20 protein-coding genes and 6 pseudogenes are annotated in these 24,389 nt (G+C 58.7%); 16 read left to right on the forward strand and 10 right to left on the reverse strand.

Annotation, left to right across the window (positions count from 1 at the left end):
• Positions 1-1,549: 1,549 nt before the first annotated feature.
• From J6524_RS18595 to J6524_RS37985, 3 pseudogenes are all read left to right on the forward strand, one after another.
• A pseudogene (locus J6524_RS18595) lies at positions 1,550-2,087 on the forward strand (biotin synthase BioB); the annotation flags it as partial.
• A gap of 459 nt (positions 2,088-2,546) precedes the next feature.
• Positions 2,547-2,768 (forward strand): annotated as a pseudogene (locus tag J6524_RS18600) (dimethylsulfone monooxygenase SfnG); the annotation flags it as partial.
• Between the two features lie 417 nt (positions 2,769-3,185).
• Positions 3,186-3,359: pseudogene (locus J6524_RS37985) on the forward strand (GNAT family N-acetyltransferase); the annotation flags it as partial.
• Between the two features lie 154 nt (positions 3,360-3,513).
• Here the strand turns inward: J6524_RS37985 and J6524_RS37990 are convergent.
• Positions 3,514-3,621, reverse strand: coding sequence for a hypothetical protein (locus J6524_RS37990; protein WP_376712050.1), 108 nt, complete (start codon positions 3,619-3,621; stop codon positions 3,514-3,516).
• A 95-nt stretch (positions 3,622-3,716) separates the two neighbouring features.
• On the opposite strand from J6524_RS37990, the gene J6524_RS18615 reads away from it, so the two are divergent.
• The 5 genes and pseudogenes from J6524_RS18615 (at position 3,717) to J6524_RS18635 (ending at position 8,781) form a co-directional block, all read left to right on the forward strand.
• Positions 3,717-6,446, forward strand: a complete 2,730-nt coding sequence (locus J6524_RS18615) for a DUF5695 domain-containing protein (RefSeq protein WP_225673054.1) — start codon at positions 3,717-3,719, stop codon at positions 6,444-6,446.
• Between the two features lie 30 nt (positions 6,447-6,476).
• Positions 6,477-6,632 (forward strand): annotated as a pseudogene (locus J6524_RS18620) (transposase); the annotation flags it as partial.
• Positions 6,633-7,443: 811 nt separating this feature from the next.
• A complete protein-coding gene (locus tag J6524_RS18625) occupies positions 7,444-7,668 on the forward strand; it encodes a hypothetical protein (RefSeq protein WP_225673056.1) in 225 nt (74 codons plus the stop codon).
• Positions 7,669-7,933: 265 nt separating this feature from the next.
• Positions 7,934-8,194, forward strand: a complete 261-nt coding sequence (locus J6524_RS18630) for a hypothetical protein (protein WP_225673058.1) — start codon at positions 7,934-7,936, stop codon at positions 8,192-8,194.
• Entirely contained in the window at positions 8,170-8,781 is a 612-nt protein-coding gene (locus J6524_RS18635) for a Fic family protein (RefSeq protein WP_312002417.1), read from the forward strand. The genes J6524_RS18630 and J6524_RS18635 overlap by 25 nt, the downstream gene beginning before the upstream one ends.
• Positions 8,782-8,894: 113 nt before the next feature.
• Here J6524_RS18635 and J6524_RS37995 read toward each other — a convergent pair.
• Together J6524_RS37995 and J6524_RS37390 are read right to left on the reverse strand one after the other, a co-directional pair.
• Positions 8,895-9,221 (reverse strand): annotated as a pseudogene (locus J6524_RS37995) (hypothetical protein); the annotation flags it as partial.
• A gap of 918 nt (positions 9,222-10,139) precedes the next feature.
• On the reverse strand, positions 10,140-10,262 hold the full coding sequence (locus J6524_RS37390; protein WP_283843325.1) for a hypothetical protein: 123 nt from the start codon (positions 10,260-10,262) through the stop codon (positions 10,140-10,142).
• Between the two features lie 580 nt (positions 10,263-10,842).
• Between J6524_RS37390 and J6524_RS18640 the strand changes: the two genes are divergently transcribed.
• The gene (locus J6524_RS18640) at positions 10,843-11,079 is read left to right on the forward strand and encodes a DUF6894 family protein (RefSeq protein WP_225673059.1); all 237 of its coding nucleotides are present in this window, start codon (positions 10,843-10,845) and stop codon (positions 11,077-11,079) included.
• A 271-nt stretch (positions 11,080-11,350) separates the two neighbouring features.
• Positions 11,351-11,806, forward strand: a complete 456-nt coding sequence (locus J6524_RS18645) for a GNAT family N-acetyltransferase (protein ID WP_225673062.1) — start codon at positions 11,351-11,353, stop codon at positions 11,804-11,806.
• 687 nt (positions 11,807-12,493) lie between these two features.
• On the opposite strand, the gene J6524_RS18650 is transcribed toward J6524_RS18645, so the two are convergent.
• The 4 genes from J6524_RS18650 to pdxR all read right to left on the reverse strand — a co-directional run bounded on the left by J6524_RS18650 (position 12,494) and on the right by pdxR (position 16,361).
• A complete protein-coding gene (locus J6524_RS18650; RefSeq protein WP_225673064.1) occupies positions 12,494-13,093 on the reverse strand; it encodes a hypothetical protein in 600 nt (199 codons plus the stop codon).
• Between the two features lie 374 nt (positions 13,094-13,467).
• Complete coding sequence (locus tag J6524_RS18655) at positions 13,468-14,088, reverse strand: LysE family translocator (protein ID WP_225673065.1); 621 nt, start codon at positions 14,086-14,088, stop codon at positions 13,468-13,470.
• Positions 14,089-14,158: 70 nt separating this feature from the next.
• Positions 14,159-14,788 carry an FMN-binding negative transcriptional regulator gene (locus tag J6524_RS18660; protein ID WP_225673067.1) on the reverse strand — a complete coding sequence of 210 codons (630 nt, stop codon included), beginning with the start codon at positions 14,786-14,788 and terminating at the stop codon, positions 14,159-14,161.
• Between the two features lie 100 nt (positions 14,789-14,888).
• A complete protein-coding gene (gene pdxR, locus J6524_RS18665; RefSeq protein ID WP_225673070.1) occupies positions 14,889-16,361 on the reverse strand; it encodes a MocR-like pyridoxine biosynthesis transcription factor PdxR in 1,473 nt (490 codons plus the stop codon).
• Between the two features lie 356 nt (positions 16,362-16,717).
• Between pdxR and J6524_RS18670 the strand changes: the two are divergent.
• The 3 genes and pseudogenes from J6524_RS18670 to J6524_RS18680 form a co-directional block, all read left to right on the forward strand.
• Positions 16,718-16,813 (forward strand): annotated as a pseudogene (locus tag J6524_RS18670) (HipA domain-containing protein); the annotation flags it as partial.
• 209 nt (positions 16,814-17,022) lie between these two features.
• Positions 17,023-17,808: a YopT-type cysteine protease domain-containing protein gene (locus J6524_RS18675; protein ID WP_225673072.1), complete on the forward strand. Its 786-nt coding sequence runs from the start codon at positions 17,023-17,025 to the stop codon at positions 17,806-17,808.
• A gap of 1,034 nt (positions 17,809-18,842) precedes the next feature.
• On the forward strand, positions 18,843-19,622 hold the full coding sequence (locus tag J6524_RS18680; RefSeq protein ID WP_225673074.1) for a TlpA disulfide reductase family protein: 780 nt from the start codon (positions 18,843-18,845) through the stop codon (positions 19,620-19,622).
• 686 nt (positions 19,623-20,308) lie between these two features.
• Here the strand turns inward: J6524_RS18680 and J6524_RS18685 are convergent.
• Together J6524_RS18685 and J6524_RS18690 are read right to left on the reverse strand one after the other, a co-directional pair.
• Positions 20,309-21,616 carry a type II toxin-antitoxin system HipA family toxin gene (locus J6524_RS18685; RefSeq protein WP_225673076.1) on the reverse strand — a complete coding sequence of 436 codons (1,308 nt, stop codon included), beginning with the start codon at positions 21,614-21,616 and terminating at the stop codon, positions 20,309-20,311.
• Positions 21,616-21,867: a helix-turn-helix transcriptional regulator gene (locus tag J6524_RS18690; RefSeq protein WP_225673078.1), complete on the reverse strand. Its 252-nt coding sequence runs from the start codon at positions 21,865-21,867 to the stop codon at positions 21,616-21,618. The genes J6524_RS18685 and J6524_RS18690 overlap by 1 nt, the downstream gene beginning before the upstream one ends.
• A 528-nt stretch (positions 21,868-22,395) precedes the next feature.
• Here J6524_RS18690 and J6524_RS18695 point away from each other — a divergent pair.
• Together J6524_RS18695 and J6524_RS18700 are read left to right on the forward strand one after the other, a co-directional pair.
• Positions 22,396-22,599, forward strand: a complete 204-nt coding sequence (locus J6524_RS18695) for a hypothetical protein (protein WP_225673080.1) — start codon at positions 22,396-22,398, stop codon at positions 22,597-22,599.
• Between the two features lie 262 nt (positions 22,600-22,861).
• A complete protein-coding gene (locus J6524_RS18700) occupies positions 22,862-23,134 on the forward strand; it encodes a hypothetical protein (protein ID WP_225673082.1) in 273 nt (90 codons plus the stop codon).
• A gap of 379 nt (positions 23,135-23,513) precedes the next feature.
• Here the strand turns inward: J6524_RS18700 and J6524_RS18705 are convergent, their stop codons facing one another.
• Complete coding sequence (locus J6524_RS18705) at positions 23,514-23,759, reverse strand: hypothetical protein (RefSeq protein WP_225673085.1); 246 nt, start codon at positions 23,757-23,759, stop codon at positions 23,514-23,516.
• 221 nt (positions 23,760-23,980) lie between these two features.
• Between J6524_RS18705 and J6524_RS18710 the strand changes: the two genes are divergently transcribed.
• Positions 23,981-24,388, forward strand: a complete 408-nt coding sequence (locus J6524_RS18710) for a Rieske (2Fe-2S) protein (RefSeq protein ID WP_225673087.1) — start codon at positions 23,981-23,983, stop codon at positions 24,386-24,388.
• Position 24,389: the final 1 nt, after the last annotated feature.

The following is a 24,389-nucleotide window of genomic DNA, read 5'->3' on the forward strand; positions in this document are numbered from 1 at the left end:
GACCTCAACGGCGCGACGGAAACTGGAGGAGCTTCGATGCAAGTGCTGATGTCTGCAGAGCAGCTGTCTGAGGAAATGCTCGGCTGACGCGCGAACAGCTTCCTGGGCAGGAGTCAAGCGGCTTAGGTTGGCATGTCACAAGCTCCAGAAGCCTAAACATTTACCTTCTTCGAAGCCGAATTCGATCCAGCTGCTCGGGGATCGGCGCGCTAACGCTCCGGCGTTCAGTCAGAAGCACACCTCCAAAGAAGGCCCCTCAATGTTCCTCAAGCGCGATTTTCCTGAGGTTCGCCGCAAAACCGCGAATAATTGCGTAATTTCGCTGGGAAAATGCAATCTGTCCCCGAAGCAGCGGGAACAAGGCACCGGATTCGAATAATGATTTATCAATTAACCGGTCAACGGCGCAAAGCAGCGACTGCTGCTCTCCTTGTAATGGAATCGAGAGTTTTTATGCGCAATCAAGACTTTGTCTCCGGTAGTCTCCTGGCCCTGACGGCGGCCGGCCTCGCGCTGCTCTGCTCGAGCCTGCTCGCGTTTGCATTCATCTAAAGGCAGCGCGCTACTTGCGCTGCAAAAGCGCTCGCCGTGCGCAAAAATGCACGAGTCCCCTGAATCCAAAAGAAGATAACTTTGACGCTGAAATGGCTTTAATCTGAATGAAGGCCGAGAACACAAGGCTGAGGCCGCTGGTATCTAAACGGAAATGACTAAGGTGAGAGGTTTCGGGGAGTCGCCGACACGGTTTGCCTTTACTCGCTCGATCTTCTTTCTGGTGTCACGATTTTGAGCCCGCCGGCAATGCCATTCCCGCAACTTCTTCGTCGTCAGTCCGGCTCGACGGTTTGCCGGGATGGATGATCCGAAAGAAAAGCGCGCCGGTCCTATTCATCGCGCAACCGCCAGCACTGCCCGATACTCGCAACTCATCTCATCTAGCCCCACGTTCCGCTTTTGATCGCTCCTGCTCCAGAGCTTCCATACCGTTTCGATGCAGCCAAAGAAGTCCCCTTGCGAGCTGACGGAGATCGTTTCGCTTCGGACCAATGGGCAGCCGTCTTGCGCGACGAAGAGCGTCCGCAGCTTGCTTCTCCAACGGCGAGAATTCCCGCTCTGTCGGCATCACCTGATCTACTCTCAATCAAACGCTCCGTTAGCTACGCCGCTCAGGCGCCAAGTTTTGTGAAATGGTTCACAAAGGAAAAGCGTCGTGAACTGGTCAGGTAGCCCCCAGTCGTCTGTTTTCCTTTTGACGCAAGCGTTCACAAGAGACGCGGCATGAGCTTCGTGCAGACTGCAAACACATTCAAAGATGTGGATGGAGGCGAACGCGCGACAATGCACGACAGCTTGTCGGCGATCGTGATGCTTTGGAGGGCCCCGACCGCGCGCCTTAACGCTGCACCATTCTGAGAGCTGCGATTGATCGCGTACAAATGCGGCTCTGGCCGCTATCGAGGAGCTAGGCTGCCCCTAGCAAGAAAATAGCGTTTCTGCACTAGGCCGTCTGCGATGTGGCGCTGCGCTGTAGGAGACCAGCTCAGACAAGCAGAGAGCGAGCCAAGCGAATTGCCCAGTGCGCCTGGCGCGCAATCCGAAAGACCGTGACGTTAAAGGTCCGCGATATGGTCAGCGCTGTGAAAGACCTCGGCGTGGAGACCTACGTCACGCTCGGCATGCTGACTCCCTGGGCAGGCCGCACGGCTCGCCGAAGCTGGGCTCGACTCCTACAATCAGAATGTCGACACTTCGCCTGAGTTCTTCGACAAGATCATCACCACCGCACCCTGCAGGATCGCATCGATACGCTGGCGCACGTGCGCAATGCCGGCATCGAGATCTGTAAGGCATCGTCGGCCTGGGTGAACGCGTTGATGACCGAATGGGCTTGCTGGTTCTGCTCGCCAACCTGCCGAGCTATCCGGAGAGCGTTCAATCACCTTTGGAGTCAGGTCAAGGGCGTGCCCGTCAACGATACCGCGGAGAGGCTGAATCCGATCGCCCTGGTGCGGTTGATCGCGGTCGCCCGCATTCTAATGGTGAGAAGCCCTAGTGCGGCCCTCCGCCGGAGGTGTCGCCGGCAATATTTTTTCTCGCACGGTAACAAACGATCCGTTCGTTGTGGATATTGGAAAGCGGGTTCTCCGACTGCGATGAAAAATAGCTTGTCTTCGACTCGCGCAGCCGCTCTTTCTCTGAGACTATTGATGTCAATCAATGGTGCTTAGAGAGGGGAACACTGATGGTTTGGAATGACGTCTTCGACGAAGCCAACAACTCCGGTCTGCGCACACCTCCGCGTCGTATGACTTGCGCGTCGTGTTGTTGACCTAATCCATTTCGCGTCAGCGTGCTGACACCGCAGATAGCGAACGCTTCTACAAGCCGTACCCTGCCGTCGGATTTTGAATAGATGCGTAGCCGCTTGTCTGAGCGGCGTGATGCAAGTTGCTGCCCGCTTTAATCAATCGTCCCGAGTCCCAACTCCAGCTTGCCGAGGAAAACAGGATGACCACGATAACGATCCCATCAAATTCGCTTATTGGATGCCGAATGTGTCCGGTCGGCCCCGTTATTTCGTCGATTGAGTAACGCACCAGCTGGGAGATCGACTACAATTGAAAGCGCGGCCAGATCGCCGAGAAGGCCGGCTTCGACTACGCCTTGACCAAATCCGTTTCACCGCTGGCTATGGCGCCGACAAGCAGCACGAATCGGTCAGCCTCTCGCACGCGCTACCCACCAGCCCATGGAACTCAGGGCTGGCCGTACTCATTCGGACGAAGTTCAACGTGGGCGACAGCCAGGTCCAAAGAGGAAAGAGCGCTCCGTACGACCATGACAATCTTGCCGACAGGTTATCTTTCGATTTTTCTGGCGATTATTTCAGTTGCCTTCGACACGAAGACGTTATCACCTCACCAATAGTGTGAACTAAAGCGTCATTTGAACTTCAAGATCGCAGCATATCTGCTTTGGGTCGGATGCTGCGGCAGCCTCGCTGCCCCGATGCTACTACGTGGTACGTTGAGCTTGGAGGAGGATGTGACATGGTGACCATGCGTGAAGTGTCTGTCGACGACGCCACAACGGTGACCCAAATGGTTGCTGCCCTACTTGCCGAACTTGGGGCTGGCCAAGCGCAGGCCGGATTAGATAGCCAGCTGGTTGCCAACCTTATCGCCATGAAAGAGCGCGTTTACGGGTTTCTCGCCTTCACCGAGGAACGGCCTGTCGGTATCATCATGGTGTCGGAAAGCGCTGCGCTTTTTGCGCGCGGAACCTACGGCATTATCACCGAACTCTACGTGGTGCCGGATCAGCGATCGTCTGGGGTCGCGATGCACCTTATTGAGGCTGCCGCGGCCCTGGGGACGGTAAAAGGCTGGGGCCAACTTGAAGTGGGAGCGCCGAGGCAGCCGATGTGGAGCCGCAGCCCCAACTCAGCATTGTACCTGAAGGCTGGTTTTGCAGAGATCGGCCCACGCCTCAAGTTGCCGTTGCACGGCCTAGTTAGCCAACGTGCGCAAGGCAATCCTGCGGGCGATCCGCGGTTAGATCCTCGGCGGCAACGCGCCCGATACCGCCGTGTCTCGGATTCATCTGCTGCAGGGTTTGCATCAGTGTCGATTTGCCGGCGCCCGATTGACCCGCGATGAAGTTTGTGACGCCGGCACGCCTTGATCATCCGTATGTAGCGATACCGGATACGGTTGATGACGAAGACCAAAGGCATGTCTAAAGCCTGGACGTATACGCGTCGTACGATGCTGTTGGGCAGTAGCTTCTTGGGTAGCGCGTTGTTCGGGGGCGTTACGGTGCCCACACCCAATCGGCCGCAGCGCAAGGTTACCATGGTGTTGAAGGCGGCCGACTCTCCCTTCGTCGTTGGGTGCACACAAGACGGCATTACCTCGTTGCGTTATCGTAACGATGCGTATGACACGGATTATGTCCTGCCTGGAGCCGTGCTGGGGACGGCTCACGCTAGAGTTCGGCGTGCCGGATCCGAGTGGCATACGCTTCGAACCGGCGTTGATGCAACGAAGCCGATGCATAGCGCGGCCCTTGAACTAGCAGCCCGCGATGCCGGCGTCCTTCTCACGACCCGCCTCGCAGTCGACGAGGCTGGATTGACCTGGGAGATCATGCTGCGGAACGACGGCATGGCGAGCGTGGAGGTTGGCGACCTCTATTTGCCCATGCCGATGAACACCGAATTTCCGGCAGGGCAACCGGTATCGGTGGCTGTTTTGAAGCACAGCTTCGTCTCGGGGCATGGATCGCACATCTTCTGGATTCGCGGCAACAGCACCGGTCCCTTCCTCATGCTCTTACCGGAAGCGGACACGTCACTGGAATATTGGGATGTCCACAAGGATTCGGCCGAAGCCAGTGGGACGTGGTGCGCCTACATCTTGGGCGGGGCGGCCGCCGGCGAGGCAGTGGCGGGCGGGACTCGCTGGCGACAGCCGACCCATTCCCTGTCCCTGTCGCCGGCCGAGCAACGGCGTTACCGTCTCCGCTTCCAGTGGGTTGCCGATTACGAGGCGGCGCGCAGGGCTATCGCGGACGCCGGTCTGGTGGACGTGGAAGTAATGCCGGGCATGACGGTTCCCAATGACCTGCATGTCGACATCGCGCTCGCGTCCTCCATTCCGGTGGAGCGAATCGAAGCGGAATTTACCGGCGACACGGTGGTGCAACGGTTGCCAGATCGGGCTGGCAGGCGACTGTGGCGGGTTCGCTTTTCGCGATTGGGCGAGAACCGGCTGACCCTGCACCAGCCGGGTGCGCGCCAGACCTTTCTTGAATTCTTCGCTACCGAGCCCGTCGAGACGATGATGAAGAAGCGCGCAACCTTCATCGTGAAGCGGCAGCATCGTGACCCGTCCAAATGGTACGACGGTTTGTTTGGCGAGTGGAATATGGAGACGCAGGTCCTGCTTGGCCCGGACAATTACGACCGGATCAAGGGCTGGCGCATCTACGAGGTGACGTGCGACGATCCCGGGCTGAGCAAGCCCGCTTACCTCGCGACCAAGAATGCCGAGCATCCTGATGTGGCGGAAGTGGCGGCGCTGGATCGGTATATAGATACGTTCGTCTGGGGCGGGCTGCAACGTACCACACAGGAGGCATACGCCTACGGCCTCTACGGCATACCGGATTGGAAGCAGAACAGGGAAAGCAGCGATCCCGGCCCAAAGGGCCGCCTGCATATCTGGCGGCCTTATGACTATCCGCACATCTTCGCGATGTATTTGGCCATGCACCGCATCGCGCGTGACCATCCCGCGATACCCACCCGCCAAAGCGCACGAGATTATTTGGTACGCGCCTACGGTACGGCGCTGGCCATGTTCACGGTGCCGATGCGCGTGGTGATGTGGTCTGCCTACCGCACCGGCTTCTACAACGAATGTGTGATCCCCGAACTGGTTTCGGCGCTCACGACGGCGGGCTTGACGCGCGAGGCGGCGACGTTGGAGGCGCACTGGGCGCGTAAGGTGCGCGCCTTCGTCGATCCGAAGGCGGACCTGTTCAAGTCTGAATATCCGTTCGATTCCACAGCCTTCGAATCAACGCAGGCACTGGCGCGCTCGGCCCTTGACGACCCTGTCGCCATGGGGGTTTCGAAGGCGGCAGCGCGTGCCTTCGCGGAGCGTCAGATCGCTGCAAATCTGTTCTGCCGTGGCTGGCTGGAACCTGCTTATTACTACCTGGGCAGCGATTATCGCGGGACTGCGGGCGACGCCTATACGCTGACTTACATGGCGCAGATGGGTGGCTGGGCGCTGCTTGATCATGCGCTGAACGATGCAGACGACCCGCATCCGCTCCTTCGTCTCGGCTATGCGTCACAACTCAGCGCGTGGGCTTTGCTGAACAGCGGCCCTGCGTCGGCCGGTCATGGCTATTGGTATCCGGGCGAGGAGAATGACGGCGCGGCCGGTGGCGGCTTCGAGCCGGCGCCGAGCGGGACCACATGGCTCGGTCAGCCGCATCACCGTGGTCCGTGGTATTACTCGTGCGAGATCGACCTGGGATTTTGTGGCGCTGTCCGCGCTGCTGCGACGATCATTGCCGACGATCCCATCTTCGGCCAGGTTTGTCACGGTGGCATCATGGAGACGTTCGCTCACACCCTGCGTATCTGGCCACGTGATGGCGTGCGGCGACGGCTCAACGTGCGGCTACAATCTCTCCGACTGGACTTGGTGCTGCTCGACGCCCGATTCGGGGCGGATCGACCGATCATTCTGAATTTGGGGGAGGGGTGGATCAGCCTTACGCCTGAGCCCTTTGCCCCATCTGCATCGGGAGTGACGTTCGAATTGCGGTACGATGACGGGAGGAAGCGCAAGGAAGTCGTCGACATCACGGACAGCCAGATCGTCGTCCGCTTGCCTGCGGCGCGCTTACCGCGGGTTCAGGTTCGCTAGTGTTGCCGATTATCGGGTGCGATCGGCACTTATGGCCTGCTGTTCCACGCGGCTTCCGAGGCGATGACGATCATCGCCGCAAATCCCGAGCATCTCGGCGCACGAATCCGCATCGCCGCGGTGCTGCATACCTCGGGTTCGGCGATGACCCACCATCCGCACATCCACATGATCGTGCCGGGTGGCATCGGCGGCAAATTCAATAATCGTCGAAATATGGAAAAAGTGAATGCCGTGGCCGCCCTCTCCCGGGAGAATCGCCTCTAGACTATCAATCGGCACTGGAATGGGACTCCCATCGGCGTCCAAAAGGGGCTCTGACTCATATGCGGAACGGCCCGGGCTGCAAGATCTTTCTCTGGTTGAACAAGGGATGACGGTGCGGTCATATGTTCGGCCTGTAAACGCGGCACTTGGCCGCTGGCCACGATGATATCCGCGGAAGCAATCGCCCAATCAATTTCTTGCGCTCGAAGCGCAGTGAGTCAGGCGGTCTGATTGCTGCCGGGAATAACGAGCCGCGTGAGGGATTTTCACTTCCTCGTCGAGGACGAGGCCGGGCATGAATTGCAGTTTGAGGATGTCCGCTTTTTGCTCAGCGAGGCTTAGCACGAAGGGCCAAGTTCGAGGCGGATCCATTGCTAGCCGGGAGTGAAGCAAGGATGTCCAGCCCTCGCTCATGGCGCCATCTCTTTTTGTCTTTTTGACAAACTGTGCCAATTGGCCCGATCACTTTGACCCACAAACCGACAAATTGGATTGATTTTCGACCTGCACGCTGAGTAAGTGATTTTCGACGAAATCACCATTTTTGCGGCATAATTCGACGCTCAATATGGATTTTCGACTATGCAGCTGAACTTAGCGGAGACAAGGGCTTTCCAGGACAAGGAACTGCCTACCGAGGCCCAACTTGTCGGGCAGTCCGCATTGGTCCAGACGCTGTCGGTTGTGGCACCCGTCCGTCGGCCTAGCGCCGTGTCGGAAAAGCATATCCGTGGCAGCCACCGGGATGAAGGCGACTGGCGGCTGTTCGACAAGTGATATTTGGCCCGGCGATAATTTTGCAGATCACCTCACCTTTGCCCTGCGCCACGAGGACCTCGATCTCCTCGTGATCAAGCGCGTGTTCAAGGCAGTCCCGAAGGCAGAAATTCGTGACTTTGTCACGGCGGCACCAACCGGTGCTCGCGCCGGGTCTGGTTCCTCTATGAAATGCTGACTGGTGAGACGCTCGACATTCCGGATAACCCGAACGTCGCAGCTGTCGATTTGTTCGACCCGAAGGCTTACTTCACAGGCAAAGCCCAAGCTGTCAAAACGGCACCGCGTTCGCGACAATCTGCTCGGGACGAAAGATTTCAGCCCCTTTCATCCGAAGGACTTCCGCGCTCGTTGCCCTCACAGAGAGTGGCCTTGCGGAAAAGGCCCGCGAAACCGTCGGGCGTACCGGCGGCCATGTGGTCTCCCGCGCCGCGAGTTTTCTGTTGCTCGCCGATAACCGCGCAAGCTTCGAGATCGAAGGCGAACGCCCGCCCAGGAACCGGCTGGAGCGGTGGGGACGCGCTGTCGTGCAGGCAGGCAAGCATGCTCTGACCCTTGAAGAGATCGTGCGGCTACATGGGTCCTCATCGAAGACATCCGGCTCGTTCATCCAGGCCTTCGGCCAGATGGCGTTTTTCTGGGTGAGCGAGACCATGAGAATAATCCGCTGCCTGAGTTCATCGACGCCAGACCCGACGACCTGAATAGCCTCATGAAAGGCCTGATCGACGCTAACGCGCGTATGCGCGATGACGGGATTGATGCCGTTCTACAGGCGGCAAGCACAGCTTTCGGGTTTGTCTATGTCCATCCGCTTCAGGACGGCAACGGACGCCTGCATCGCTGCCTCATCCACCATGTTCTGGCGGAGCGGAAATTCACGCCGCCAGGCATGGTGTTTCCGGTATTGTCCGTCATGCTCGACCGGATTGATGACTACCGCAATACCATACAGTCCCATTCCCGGCCCTTGATGGACTTTATCGACTGGAAACCGACAGCGGACAGGAATGTCGAAGTGCTGAACGACACCGCGGACCTCTACCGCTATTTCGATTGCACCGACGAAGCGGAATTTTTGTATCAGTGCGTCAAGAGAACGGTGGAGCACGATCTGCCGCACGAAATCGATTATCTGCGCCGTCACGACGAAGCCCGCCGCAAAATCATGGACACGGTTGAAATGCCGGATCGCCTTGAAGACAGATCTGCTTCTGTTCATCCGGCAGAACAAGGGCGCGCTTCCCAAGAAAAGAAGAGAACGCGAATTCCAGAAGCTAACGGACGATGAGGTTGCCAGCATCGAGGCCGTTGTCCGGGATGCATTCGAAGGGTTTGAAGTTAGCTCAAACGAGCAAAATCACGCCCCGTAAGCTTTCGCGACAAATCCCCTTATGTCGCTGATCAAGCGTGTGCAGCCGATCGAACAAAAAACTCGGGACAGCAGAAACCGACAATCTGAAGTCGATTCCCGCGACGGCCGTCGCGAGCCTCTCTGGCGGCCGGCTTAGTGATAGAGCAAGGACGATGCTGCATTTGGTGACAAAAACCGTCAGCCCCGCTCGTGAGCGGGGCCTTTTCTTTGATGGGACCGCGAGCACCCAGTACTCGTCGGACCGCGTGATCGTCATCACGCGCTGAGTAACTGCCGAGTGGGCCGGATCCGGCGAACCAGCTGTACGCGTCGATCTTGAAGAAGTAGCGGTCTGAGCCGAGATCGATAGAACCGAAGTCGTGCTCACCTTACGATCGTTGCTCGAGTAAACCGATCGAACTTGCGCACGAGCTCAAGCAGCTCGGCCTAGCGCTGCCGTGACAGGCTGGTGCCCCTGTTTCAGGAGGACGGTGCCGCTGAAGTCTGGCGAAAGCTGTCGTTCAAGCTGCGGACTGTTGCGGTCTCGGTGTTGTCGGTCGTTGGGGTTCTTCCCTCGGTTATCGGCCACCCCCTTCGCGGCCGTCAGAAATGCAAAAGGCCGGTGGTCATGAGCGGACGCGCAACGGAGGGTCCGACCGAGGGTTCCGACTTTCGGTATGGGGTTGGATACCGTGCGCGTTAGCGCTCCCGGCCTATGACCGACATCCAGGCTGCAGCGTGGACGTGCCCAAGGGAGCCTGAACGAGGAACAGACAATGCTCAAACTCGAGACGCGTCTAGAGACGATAGCGCCGTCAGGTCGCGGCCGGAACGCTTTCGGAAGCTGCACTTTCCGATGATCGAAATCGGAAGGCCATTCAGGATCGTCGAAAAAGATGCGAAAGGTGAGTGCAGATGACTGTGATGCCATGGCGGGCGTACAACGCTGACAATGAGCACAATGAGGAGCGCGCTTTATCAGCGGCCTACCGATCTCGCTCTGCGGGGCGATGTCAAAAGTTTGCGCGAACTCGAGCTAGTTGGGGCAGGTGCAGCGCATTCCGCAATCTTCGTTGAGGAAGGGGCGATCATCTCCAGTCTTTACCAGCGGGTTCGCACGACGGGTGTCTTGACCGGCGCTAATGCGGGCAGATCGTCATCCACGCGGATGTTGCGAGGTCCTCGATCAATTTTCCGCGACTCCCACTTACGGATATTCATGCCGTCGAGCTTCGGTCGGCCGCACGCACATTCATTCCAATCCGATATTAATCACTCCGAAATTGGTATTGGCGTCACCAGTGGCGATTGCGTAGCGTATCGATGCGGTCGATTTCTTCGATGAACTTCAGCGCGAATATGAAAATTCGCCTGATATGTGCGGTGCCCAGCAGAAATTGGCTAATTTTCTTCTTCATGACGAGGTAAGTTTTCCTTTGTGGACGGTGCCTGCCGGAGGGCTCGGTCCGGTCGCCCGGATGAAAACTCAAGCCGACTGAGCGCACGCAGCAACAACTTTCTGTCGGATGCCGAGCGCGACGTTGTTCGAGATGCTGCACATGGGAGTCAAGCTCTTCGCTCCCCGCACTTACCTGCCGCAAGATTGGCGGATCACTACGATCTTGGAGCTGAACTTCACCTGTGCACGCACAGTGACTCAGCGACTCCGGAGTTCCACTACCAGGGTGGGGCCACAAAGAAGATGAGGATGCGCGATGGCCACGAACGCTTTGAGTGTCGCCCAGCGGCGGCAAGCTGCGCCGTCTGTGACAGAAAGTTTGGCCTGATCAGGTACTACTCATGGCGGGCGACGCTGTGTTCCAAGAAGTGCCTGGACCGCGTTAAGGCACGCCGGGAACGAGACCGCCGCTGGCTGTTTCGATTTGAGGCGGTGGGCTATGCAGCAGCCCCTCAAAGGCGGCCGCAAGATGGATCTAGAGCTGCAAGATCGATCTGGAGCTGCAAGATCTGTTCGACGGCGCGCCTCGTGAGTCGCCGATGAAGAGGTACTATTTTGATATCCGCGACGGCAGCCACTTCATCCGCGATGATGAAGGTGCGGAGCTGTCGAACATCGAGTCGGCGCGGGAAGAGGCGACCACTGCACTCTCGGAGATGGCCCGCGAATGGGTCAAAGGCAGGCCGCAGCACCGCATAGCAGTTGAAGTTCGCGATGATCACGGCCCAATCTTGGAAGCGAGCTTCAGCTTCGTGATCAAGGCGTGCGCGACGTGAAAGCCATTCGATGGGATCGAAATGCAATCGTCGACGCCGATTGATAGCTGAAATCGCGGGTCATCACGGCGTTTCATATAACCACGACCTACAGCAGACATCAGCTGATTGGGAGGCTGGTCCAGGCGCATGGGAAGCGTCAATTGGCTCTGGTCTGAGGTGTTCGCGAATCTCAGCTGGCCTTGTCCTTGTCTAGCGGATCACAAATGTCGCGTTGACACTTGTGGCGCAGAATGATTCAAGGCCGATGAAGAGCAGACAGGGGAGAAAGATGCCGACCATATCCACACGGCGCGCCGAAGTCACAGATGCCGCAACCGTCGCTCGCTTCGTTCATGCTCTCCTCGACGAGCTCTCAGGCGGGAAGGCCCCCGGGATCGAAATCGTCAAGCAAAACGCAGAGACAGTCCTTGCGGATATCAGCGTCGTCGCGGTGATCGCCAGCGCAGACAACGAGCCGGTTGGCGTCATGGTCCTAAACGAATGCACCGCGATCTACGCGGGCGGCAAGTTCGGAGTAATCTCGGAGCTTTATGTTCGCCCCGACATGAGATCGCAGGGCATTGCGCCTCATCTGATCGCTGTCGCTCTGGCGGAAGGACGCGCGCGGGGATGGAAGCGGCTGGAGGTCGGAGCACCGCGACAGCCGAAATGGAAGCGCACCGTCGACTTCTATCTGCGCAACCGCTTCGAGGAAGTCGGCCCCCGGCTTCGTCGCATGATATGAGCCCGTGGTGTCCGCTTAGCATAGTCTTCAAAAAGTCCCCTAGTCCTAGGCTCGCATGTCTTCCGCCATGCATGTGCGCTCAGCGTGCTGCGGGCATCGGTCCTGGTAAGTGATCGGAGACGCCTTGGGCCATCGTTCAACGGAGGGCAACTATTCCTTACCTGAAACTGGCGACGCAGCACCTGCGTGCAATCGCCCTCGAGATCCCGGGACAGGAGATGCGCTCATGAATATCTGGCCGAATACGGACGGCAGAGCCATCGCAGCGACGAACATGGAGCGCATTCGCTGAGCGCGCTCGTAATCCGCAACTCGACTTCGCGTCGGGGAGCTGCCCGCAGAAGGCGTTTGCTGGTCCCGGCGGGTAAGAGTTCCGGCACTTGGACTACATCTCCCACAAACGGGATCTGGCTGCCTGGCAAACTCAGAGCGAAATAGTTGTTCGGCGTGGGATTCACAATAAATCCAAAGCCGCTCAAGCTGCGCCTTGAATCCAAGCTTCTGTCTGGCTCTTCGCTGCGTTGAGATTCTGCCATCCCACGCTCGAGATCAGGGGCATCAACGTCGAACAAATCCATGCCATGCCCCGAACGCGTCAGGCGCTCGAAAGCTTCATGCGAGTGCGCCTGTCTCTGTCGTCGATGTGCCCTTATTGTGCTCCAGCTTTTTAGGCACCCTGCGAGGGAATTAAACCATTAAGTCATTGAAAGGCTTAATGGTGGACGCACAAGGAATTGAACCTTGGACCTCTCCCGTGTGAACCGTGAATTCGGTTATCACTGGGAGGGCGACTTTGTAGCTGTGATAGCTTACGGTTGAATTTATTCCAGCTTTTTGGCGACGGCCGGTGCACTGCAACCCATCGCGGCTTGCTATACATTTAGCCCAGTTTTCGGCGACGCCCGGTCCGAGGTACTGCTCGGAAAGAGAACCTGCTGCCGTTTCGTTCTGCTGACGATCAGTCCTTAGGCAGTTCAGCCGCTTCCAGGCATCGATTTCGTCGGTGTTACTATGATCGGCGACGAGCGTGCTGTGAGAGCCTTGATATAGTGACACCCGCGTACCCACCGCCTTCGCTAGCCCCAGTTTGCCAGGTTTTTGACATTTGAAAGTGGCGCTGAATTTCGCTGCTGTTGGCGCTGCACGCCCATAATGCTCTGCGGCTTGATAACTTCGGTCGTTTGCCCCAACCCGCTTTGTTAGTAGTGCATCGGACAATATGGCGTTGCAAGAATCCACGCCTTCAGCCTGTAACGCAGCTGGATAGGCGAGTTCCAGCAGTGCCAAAGATCGTGGACTTCCTGCCCATTGACGCGTTCATGCCACTCGAGGTGGACTAATCCAGAGCCACACTGAGGGCATTTTTCGTGATGTGCTATTGAGGCCGGTGCCGTGTAGAACGTGCGTCATTTCCCAGGTGCAGCATACGATTCCTGGTAGTCTCGGGAAATGATCTACATCAACGATTTGCTCTTTTTGGGGGACGCGCAGCGCGCCCGGAATATCCGGGTCAGATCCGGAGCGAATTTCGGGATTCAACTCGGCCATTCCCGAACTCGCAGAAGGGGCATTCGCGTCGATTTCGTCTCGGCCATGGCCGGTCTAGCGACAGAAGACATTCAGATACACGAAGTCGATCGATACTGAGCCCGCTGCGGATATCAACTCGCGCGACGGGCAATGACTAGCGTAGCTCCCAGTGCGCACATGATGGTACCCGACACCTGTCGCATCTTGGTAAGGATTAACGGTCGAAGGCCGGCTCTCGCTCTTGCAGCCAAATGGGTCGCAACCAAATCGACACTGGTGTTGAGTGCAACCGAGATGAGCCCGAGGACGATGAACTGCGCGGCGACGTTCGCGGATGGGTCGACAAACTGGGGAATGAAGGCGAGAAAGAATGCGGCCGTCTTCGGGTTTAGTGCCTCGACGATGATGCCGTCGCGGAAGGCCCGACGCACCCCGGTCGTCTGCACCTCGGTCGGCTCGACAATGCGCGCTTCGCGCCAGGTCTTGAGCCCGAGCCAGATGAGATACAGGGCGCCCGCGATCTTCAAAAAAGTGAATGCCTCGGCGCTTGCGATGACGAGCGCAGATATGCCGACGGCGCCGCCGAATACGTGCACAAGGCCGCCGAGACCTAGGCCAACACTCGATGCCAACCCTTCCGTTCTGCCGCCGACAAGCGTTCGCGCCACGATATAGAAGATTCCTGGCCCCGGCGTGATCGCCACAAGCAGCGACGCTGCCAAGAACAGGAAGAACGTCTGGAAGTCCGGCATCGCCCACCCCTCTAATCGCGTCAACCAGTTCGTCTAGGGCCGGTCTTCGCACACGATGACTACGCTAACCTCAGGCCGGAATCGGAATGAGGGAAGCCACTTCCCGATCCCGCGGCTTTTCGCACGCCGCAAGGCCGGCGGCGACGCCGATGCGGTCAGCCTCGGGCCGGTTCTGGCTCATCTTGCGCTTGCCCTCGAACCTGGTGACCGGAATGCGCACTCCGATGATCCCTCGCAACTGGGAGGCAATGAAGTCGGTGGGGGCATCGCTGACGGCCCAGGGCTTCGCGCGCGACTTCTCATGGGTGTTCGTTAGCCGCGTGACCACCTCGAGCAGACGTTCGGGCTCGTGGAAGAACTCAACCGGCCCGTACGCGTGGACGGCGATGTAATTCCATGTCGGCACCACCTTCCCGGTTTCTCGCTTGGTGGCGTACCATGAGGGTGTCACGTAGGCTTCCGGACCCATGAAGATGGCCAGAGCTTCGCCGGTCGGAGCCGAAAGCCATTGTGGATTGGCCTTCGCCAAGTGCCCGTACAGCACTCCGTGCTCTCCTTCGGTCTCATCGAGGAAGAGCGGCAAGGGCGTCGCAATCGGCCCGTCCGCGGTGGCCGTGACGAGGTTGGCGAGGCCGGCGGAGCAAATGGTCGCTCGGATGCTTTCGACCTCGTCATCTTTAAAGGCGGGGGGCACATACATGGTGGTTCTCCTCTTTCGGTCCTGAGATAGACCGAGCCTGGTGCGGTTAGAACTGCCAGTTATCACTGATTTTGATGGTCCAGTTGGAGGGGCATGGCGACTAGGACAATCGCCGCGAACGAAGCTGATCGACCGCCTGAGCCAGAAGCTGACAGCCGCGTTCAATCTGGCGCGCCTCCAGTGCGGCGTAACCCATGACAAGCCCGACAACGTCCGGCTGATGCCGGCGGTCAGGACTGAAGAGGGGGGTGACCGGATAGATGCCTACGCCCTTGACGCGAGCGGCTTCGATCAACGCTGCTTCGGACGTTCGGGGCAGATCGCGAAACCAGACCACCACATGCAAGCCGGCGGCTGCGCCGTCGATTTGGATTCGATCGCCAAATCTGCGGCGCAAAGCGTCGAGCAGGATTTGCCGCCGCTCGCCGTTGCGCCGTCGGACTCGCTTGACGTGCCTGTCGTATGCACCGGTCTCGAGCATCGTCGCGAGCGCTTCCTGCTCGATCAGCGGCGTGTGCCTGTCCATGATCTGCTTGGCCGCGGCGAACAGGGACTGGAGTTGAGAGGGCACCACCAGATAGCCGATCCTCAGCGTAGGCGAGAGCGTCTTGGAGACTGTCCCAAGATAGATGACGTCCTGGCTTGCTGCGAGCGCGTGCAGCGGGGGGACCGGCTTAGTGTCGTATCGGTACTCACTGTCGTAGTCGTCCTCGATTACATAGGCGTCGAACTTCCTTGCCCAGGCGAGCAACTGGTGCCGACGCGCGATCGGCATGACGCCGCCCAGCGGAAATTGATGCGACGGCGTTACGTACGCGAGCCGCGCTTCGGTCTTCGCAAGCTGCTCCGTGTCCAGCCCGTCGCCGTCGACTGGAATCGGCACGGCGGCAGCCCCGTTCGCCGCGAAGACGTGCCTTGCCATCAGGTAGCCAGGGTCTTCCATCACGAACCGATCGTCGGAGTTGAGCAGCAGTCGCGCACACAAATCGAGCCCTTGCTGCGAACCGTTCACGATGATGATTTGATCGACGTCGCATCGCACGGTCCTCGAACGCCAGAGATAGGCCTGCAGCGCCATTCGCAGGCGCCGAGAGCCGCAAGGATCGTTGTAGGCCAATCTCGCGGGCCGCCGTGTCATTGCAGCGACCACGGCCCTTTTCCACGCGAGCAGGGGGAAATCAGAAGGTGAGAGGTCCCCATATCGAAAATTTGCGAGCAGGTTGCGAGATTGCTCCTCCGAGCGCGGCGCGACCTGTCTCAAACGCTCGCCGTACCCCGACAGTCGCACCTTCCGTGAAAACGGCCGCGACGGAGTGCGCACGCGTTCCCTCTCGATAACGCGCGGTCGTGCGCCATGGCGGATCTCGATGAAGCCTTCAGCCGCGAGTTGCTCATACGCGATCGTCACCGTACCGCGAGATACGCCGAGTTCCGCGGCGAGGGCGCGGGACGACGGCAGCAGCCCATCGGCGCCGTACGCGCGCCCTACGATCTGATCCCTAAGCGCTTCGTAGATCTGACGCGCTCCCATTCGCGGGGTGCGGTGCCCAGGGGGCGTCTTGATCTGTGCCATCGAAAGTTCGCATAACTAGGCTTGCTTGATAAGCCACTCTCTGACTATTCGCCTTGAATGCCAAGCTGTTCTGAGGAGTTAGCGGCGCAGGAAACCCCGGGGGCGCTATTCCGGGCGTTGCCGCAGAATCCAATCCAGCAGGTCTTCGTTTCGTGCGTACTAGTCAACGGCGGCCGGTGCGGTCGCAAGCGCCATACGGCGCAAATGCAGTTCGCCCCCGGGTGGCAAACCGTAATCTTTCTGCTAGTGCACTTTCAACGAACTCAGGCGCTGCATAGCGGCGGTTCTCACCGAATTATGGATTGCCTCGGGAAAGCCCTTTGGCAGCTCGCGTTCGATTTTCCCGAGCGCAGGCGGATGATCAGGCGACGCTGCTCAGAGCGCAAATCTTCTTTTGGCTGATCGTCGCGACCGATGGCCATGCGAAGAATTTCAGCATCTTCATCACGCCGGCGGCCGCTACCATCTGACACGCGCCGCTTCGCCTATCTGCAAGAAATGCCGGCCGTCTAGCTAGAACGTATCGCCTTTACCGCTCAAGCTGTTGAGTAGCGCCTGGCCGTCAGCTTGGGATCAGCTTTTCTGACTATCATTCGGAGCACCCCTGAGCAGTCCGAAGGTATTGCGAAGGGAGTTTACGCTGAAGGAAAGGCGAACGCCCATGTATGATCGAATCAGTGGCTTATCCACACCGCCGACCCAAGCTGTCGAACCGAGTCAGTCGGTGAATAGTGACAGCTTTATGGAAACAGTTGCGGATCTCTCGCTGCGGCGGACCCCGCTGCCTGGCGACTTGCCCGACATGGGGTGCTGTGCCAGCAAGCCCAATTTCTCGGATCCAAACAACCCCAGTACATCCGGTCCAGTGAGGCCGAACGCCCCACTGTTCGAGTACAGGACGGCCGAATTGGCTGACGCGAATGTAGAGGGCATATGCGTTGGGCTGACTGCGGAGTGGCTCGGCAATCTCCAGAACAGCCCCAGATCCCGAATGACTGCGCTAACACCCGGATCGGACGGGCACGACTCAGCGGCTGTGTGGCAGCAGCGCTATCTAGATATCAGGGGGGACTTGCGAAAACAGGGAGCAGAACCTCCTCAGGCCAACAGTGACGCAAAATGCGCCATGTTGCAGGAAGCGGGTTTGCAACCATCCCAAAGAGAGAAGGTTTACAGCTTCGACGACCCTGCGAGCATCTCAAGGATGTTGGGCAAAATCACTGCCGACGGGTCGAGGTATTTGCTTAGTTTGAAGTTCGTCGAGGGTGGGAGACACACAGTTGCGACGTCGACGTTCGATGGAACGACCACGCTCTTCGATCCAAACTATGGAGAATTCAGTGTTCCATCAGACCAGGTGGATAGCTTGCTCCAACGCCTCGCGGACCGATATATCGACCCCAACGGGCTGTATTTGAAATCAATTGCCACACGAAAAATGTCTTGAGCCGCGCCTGCAGGCACCACCGATTGGCGCCCGCGCGCCCGAATGGGCCGATCGTGCTGATACCAACCCCCCGACGATGCCCCGTTGCGGTCGCCGTGGGTTTTCGAGCATGTTCGGATGGGGGCTCCGAAAGATGCTCGACCGGGCTCGACCTGCCAAGCTGCTCGTTCATGGGGATTGCGATGATCCCGCCCGGGTGTACCCATTTGATCTCGCCCGCGTTTGAACGAGCCCGCTGGACGGGAGTGGAGGCAACCCTTCCGAACCGAGGTGTCCTATCTGAGAGGATGTTGGTCTTCGCACCACCCTCTCAAGACAGAAGACCCAGATGGCCACGATGAGCCCTCTTTGGCAGCGAATGATCGAGAGGACATGATGGTCCGCAGCAATCTGTCGCCGTGGACTCACCAATCTTACATCTGCGCGATTGCAAAGTTTACCCGACTTTCCGCTGCGTTCCGGACGCGGTAGTTACTGGCAGGTCCGAGCTTACCGAACCGCATCTCATCAGCCAAAAACGTTTGTGGTCCCACATCAATCAGGTTGCCTGCGCGCCGCGCTTTTCTACGGCAGGCAAGTCGACCATCCTGGACATGGCCAAGTCGTTCTCACCGGCGGCAATCGGCGCTTCCTGCGCCTGATAGCGGAAAGACCCGTAGCGGATCCAAGCGCAGCGTCGTCGACTCTGCAACGGCACGACGTTAGCGCTCGTGCCGCCGGCTTAGTCAGGGTTGCGCAGACGGCGCGAGGCTGAAGGTGAGTTGCCAGTTCAGGGCTCTGGCAGGAAGAGGGACCAGCAAGTTTCCGTTCGATGGCGCATCATCAGCTTTTCGGGCAGCGCGAAGCGCGCATTGTGTTCAATTTCGGACAGCGGCGACAAATCCAGTCGCGTTCAAAACACTGGTCGCCGTAGAGTGCCGTTGAGCTTTTCATGGCGTGATCAGGCGCTTAATGCGAGCAGACGATGCTGGCACGGACATTGCTCGTAAGTCCAGCAATGAATGACTGCTGAGTGCACACAGACGAGACGAGCGATGCTCTCCTTCCTTGAACCCATGTGCCCCGCTCCTGCGAGGAAGAACTTGTTGCTTGTTACTTGGAGCTTCGTCGCGCTTAGCGCGGTGACGCCGACATTCGCCGCGGATCTCGCGGAGCAGCCTGTCTACACCGAGGCACCACCGCAAGCGGCCGCGGCCGTGGCCGCGATCAGAGATCAGCCAGCGCAAAAAGTCGCGCAATCCATGACAATCGGTTTGGAGAGTAACAGGGTGGTGGGCTTAGAATCTCCAGCTCCTCCGATCAAGGTGGAGAACTGGCTGCGTGGCCAGCCGCTCACGAGCTTCCAGCCCGGGAAAGTGTACATCGTCGAATTTTGGGCAACTTGGTGCGCACCGTGTGTGGCGGCGCTGTCCCATCTGGTGCAGCTGCAGGAGAAATACAAAGACAGCGGAGTTGAAATCGTCGGACTCGCAGCTCGTGAACGCGCTCGAACGGCGGATGACGCCAGAAGCAAGTTGGACGCATGGTTGACCGAAAAATTGCCGAATCTCAACTATCGGATCGGGTTTGACTACACAGGTGAAATGAACAAGCTTTGGATGGATCCCAGCTTTTCTGTCGGAACTCCCACATCGTTCGTCGTCGACCGTGACGGCCACATCGCCTTTATCGGGTCTTCGATGCAACTCGATGACGTTTTGCCGAAAATTCTGAGCGGCAGCTGGCGCACCAGCGACGAAGCTAAAGCCGCCGATACCGAGCGGCTAAAGGCGAACGCGGAAATGCGCAAAATGATGAGTAAGCGAGCGCACTGAGCCGATCTTCGCCAAACTTGCGCAAGCGATGAAGGCGGGGAATTGGGCGAAGACGCTTTCCGCGGTCGAAGAGGCCGTCGCTGTGATGCCGGACGGACTTAACTTCTGCGTGCTCCATGCGGATCTGTTGCTTCACAAAGTACGCGACTTGCAGACCAGCTTGCCGGTCATGAGGCAATTAGTTCGCGAGGGGATCGACAAAAAACTCGCAGCTGTGGATGGCCGCAACTCTCTGATGCAGCGAATGACAACTGTCACTTCCCGACTGCCGAGCGCCTTGCGATGGGCAAGGAATTGTCCGAACACATTCGAGCGCTGAATCCCCCGCAACGGGGCGATGGCTTCAAGGTCCTGTCCTATGGGCGGTCGCTCAACATTGTTACGAGAGCGGCAATAAGGATCCGGTCGAGTTGATCGAGCTGGCACTGAAGTCGCTGGGACGATTCTGAGCTTACCCCCGGTTGAACTGACACAGCACGTTACCTCGTTGTTGGTCCAAGCGCTGGCCAACTACGAGGGTGAGGAGGGCTTGCTACGGCGCTCTTTGTGCAACTCCGCAAGACGGATTTCCGAAAAGCGTCAAAGCGATAGTCGGAATTGGTCCAAGGATCGAGCGCTTCTCGTTTTGCGACGCACGGCGGATTCCCAAAAAGATGCAGCTGTTGATGAAGCCCTGACGTGCCAGCTTATACTTTCAATGAACGCAGGCGCTTCATAGCGGCCGCCTTCACCGAAGTATGAATTGCCTCGGGAAAGCCCTTTGGCAGCTCGCTTTCGATTTTGGCGAGCGCAGCTTCAGCGGCAGCGGCTAGCCCTTCGATTGACTCCTGCACGAGCTTTTTCGGTACGCCCGCCGCTTCGCCGGTCTGTACGAAATGCCGACCCTGCACCTTGGCGATCCTGTAATGGTTGCTCGTCCCCACCGACATTGCGAGCTTCATCTGCTTGCGCTGGATTTGGCCTGTGTCGAGGCTGGGCTGTGCCGTGAGCACGTCATAGAGCGGTGTCAGATGATAGCGGCCGCCCGGTGTTATGAAGATGCTGAAGTTCTTCGCGTGGCCGTCGGTTGCGCCGATCAGCCAAAACAAAATCTGTGCCTTCAACAGGGTCGCCTGATCCTCGGAAGGGTTATCGCTGCCTTTGAGCAGGCCAAGAAGCTTCACCAGGCCGGGGCCGCCATCGCTCTGGTATTTGCGCGTCGCCGGTACCGACAGGGCCTGACAGCAATCCTCTTGCGGAAGGCGGAGCAGACGGCCATCCCGGGTCCACCGCCGGTCGAACCGCTCGATCACGAGCGCCGTTGTCTTGCCGAAAGTGGCAATCTCGGCTTGGTTCACCGGCAGGCCGAAGGCGGCGGCAAGTTTCAGGCAGTAGTATTCATTCTTGACGCTGTTCGCGAGCTCGATGCCATTGGGCAGCTCCCCGATCTGCGTCTTGAAAATATGGGTGGTCGGCGTTGTGCCGTGCGGCTTCAGCCATTTGCCGCCGTTCCGCAGCAGGGCCGTCTTCTCCTGCGCGCCTGCCAGCGAAATCCGGAAATCATCGTCGCGCCTGAGCCCGAGCGGAGCCTGGGCAAGCCCCTTGAGAAGCTTTTCGATCGCTTCGTCGTCGACGGCGTCGCCGGCGATAGTGTGACCATCGCCATGGCGATCATCATCCTCGGCGACGAACTGCAGGGCGCCCACACAGTCCCTGCCGATCGCAGCGAGCAGGCTGTAGGCATCGGTCCCGGCGGCGCCGACCTTTTGCGCCACCCGGCGGCGCAGGGCGTCCGAGTCGGGGAGGAGGTTGTCGAAGACAGCCGTAACGGCTTCGCCTCGGAAGGCATCCTCGCGCAGCGGCAGCGACAGCGAGACGGGAAGGGCATGTTCCCACCCGAGCCAATCATCCTCGTACCGGAATTGAATAGCACCGCTTGCCGCCTTGGTGAGGTGGCCAACAAGTCGGTTGTTGAGGAGCACACGCAGCGGCGCATGGCGAGGACGGCGGGCCATCAGAAGATTTCCTCGATGTCCGCCGGGCCAGCCTTGCGACGGGCCACAATGCGAAATTCAAGGTCGAGAGCGGCCAGCACGGCAAGGATAGTCTCGAGCCTTGCCGCCGGGTTGCCGGTCTCGATCAGGGAAATGGTCTCCTGCCGCACTCCCGCCTGGTCGGCGAGCTGCGTCTGGCTGAGGTCGCGCTTTTTGCGGACGCGGCGTACCAGATTGCCTATCTGCTGCGGTGTTCTTGCGAGGTCGGTCATGGCTCACGCTCCGGCCCCATTATGCGCTAAATCCGATAAATGTAGCAATATCGGATTTGGCGCATAAACAAAAGTTATGCGTCCGACCGCATAAAATCAGTTTATCGGAAATGGCGCATAGACTACCATTTTGGCGCCGACTCCTGAATGGCGTAATGGTCCGATGCACCGCTGTACGCGAAAGCACCCGCCGGCGCGCCCCCAATTGCTTACCGGCCTTTGGTGGGGCGGGGTTGACCGCGACGGTCTCGCTAGCAATGCGAGACGCTGCCACAGCGCGTCCCGGTTCGGCGGTAATACTGCGATCTGTTCGAGGATTGTCTTGCGGACTTGCAGATCGCGTGTCACGCGCAACGGAAGCCCGACGGTCTCTGCTCTAAAACGCCTGGTCATCTGCTCGATGATCCCGTCGCTTCGTCGATCCATTCCGTAGATAGGTCCAATCAAGAGAATGTATTTTACCAATTGTGCGTCGTCATCTAAGACTGTTGAGGACGGCTGGGGCCAATCTAAGGAAGCGAGTCTCGAATGAAAAAATTGCTGTTTGTTACTGCGAGCGCCGTCGCGCTTGCAGCGGCGGTACCGACTTTCGCCGCTGAGGGTGCCGCGCAACCGGTCGATACCAAGGTACTCGTAGCCGATACATCATATCCCGAATGCGTGGAAGACCCGTTGGATGGCATCTGCGATCTCTTTTTTTGCTTAACCGACCCCGCGTGCATCGCGCGCTAACAACGGACAGCAACTAAGCAGAAAATGAGATAGAGTCTCAGTACACCGCCGCTTGCGGGGACGGCGGCAACGTCCTCTTTGCGTGCGGATACGCGGCCATATGATACAAGGGGCGCCGTCTTCGGTGTTCTCTCGGACGACAATTCAGCCAGAGCAAGTCCACAACGTGGGGTGAGGGCGCTGTGCAAGCAGCGCTTGCGGATACTGCCAACCCTCGCCCTCAACCAAGGGAGTTGACATAGCAAATGCTGGGTGAACGACGATGATCTACGAGTCCCTTGCTCGCATGCGCACGCATCGCAGCAACATTCACCGCTATCGGGCGGGCGAGCGCCCCTTCGGCGCTGGCCCGCCCGATACGCGCAGCGCGCAATTGTTTCAAACCGAGCTGACGGAGCTGGAGAGACAATATGTCGAGCGACGGCTGTCGGAAGAACGGGCGGCGCTCGATGCCGTCGCCAACACGACCCTTCCGTTTGGCTTGCCCTCGCCGAGGACACTTCCCGAGGGCGTGAGCACCCAGCAGTCGAACTGAGGCCTCGCTAAAGTGCCGGTCCCGCCGGACGCGGCGTGGCGTGACATGCGTTCCTCGGACGGAGAGCCGAAAGGATGGCGAAGTTCACAGTCTACCACGTCGCGTTCTATATATTCAGAATGTTGAGATAGTGCAGCTCGCGGCGCTGGTTCACTCGTGCAGGCGCCGGCGCCTATCGAGTGAGAAGGCATTGCTTTGGAGCCGGAGGCCGATTCCGGCGGCAGGTAACAACATAGACCCTTCCGGCGATCGGGCGGTGGGCCAAAAACCCCGGCAGGCTCTGCCGGGAGATTCGAAAATATCATCAGCTGACAGAATACCATGGATTAAAGCCCAGAACGCAATTATTTATTGCGAACATTTCTTATTAGGAACCGGTTCACATCTGGATAGCGGCTGTGGAAAGGTGCGAGAGCTTCTCTTTCAACATATGCTGCGCGGTTCCGGTGCAGTCATGTTCTTGATGAACTGATGGCTTGGTTTGAGCGAGCCGGTGGTGGCCGACTTCTATAAGCTTCTCGTCTACGAAACCGGCGGATTCTTCGTCGACCATTGCGATACCGCGGAATCTTGGCGCACGATGGTGCTCCTGCTGCCTTCGGACCATCGTGGCGGCGAACAACATAGATCGCGTCTTGCTCTACGTGGTCGAGCGCGCCGCTTTACGATGCGATTCCTAAACAGCCAAGAAGTGCCTGATCCCACAAAGCTCGTTGGTCCGATGATCGAGCGGTTCTCGTTTTGCGACGACGCGCGCCGGACTCCAAAGAGAGGTAGGGCGATCCGGTACTTTGCGCGATTCTTGCAAGAGTCATCGCAGGATGATCAATTGAAGGTTCTCTTGTCATGAACGAGCGGCGGACGCAGTCGAATATCGCCTATGCAATCTGCGGCTTCAACGATATTCCAACCCAGCGCGCCATCGGCTTCCACCTCATGATAGTGGACGAAGACGGCGGCCACAGGCCGTGGCCCATTGTCGTGGTGCGCTGGGGCAAGCGGGTGTTTGCCTATCTCAACAAATGCCCGCACACTGGCGTCAATCTCGACTGGGAACGCAACCAGTTTTTCGATCCCCTCGGTATGCGGCTGATGTGCGGCAAACACGGCTCGACCTTCGAGCTCGGCACGGGCCGCTGTGTGGATGGCCGGTGCAAGGGCAGCAGTCTCACGCCGGTCGCGTTGACGGTGCTGGACGGCGATATCTGCGCGACCGGCGTGCGGCTTGTCGAGGAGGAGAATTCCTCTGGCTAAG

The sequence above is a fragment of the Bradyrhizobium hereditatis genome, assembly GCF_020329435.1.
Classification (GTDB): domain Bacteria; phylum Pseudomonadota; class Alphaproteobacteria; order Rhizobiales; family Xanthobacteraceae; genus Bradyrhizobium; species Bradyrhizobium hereditatis.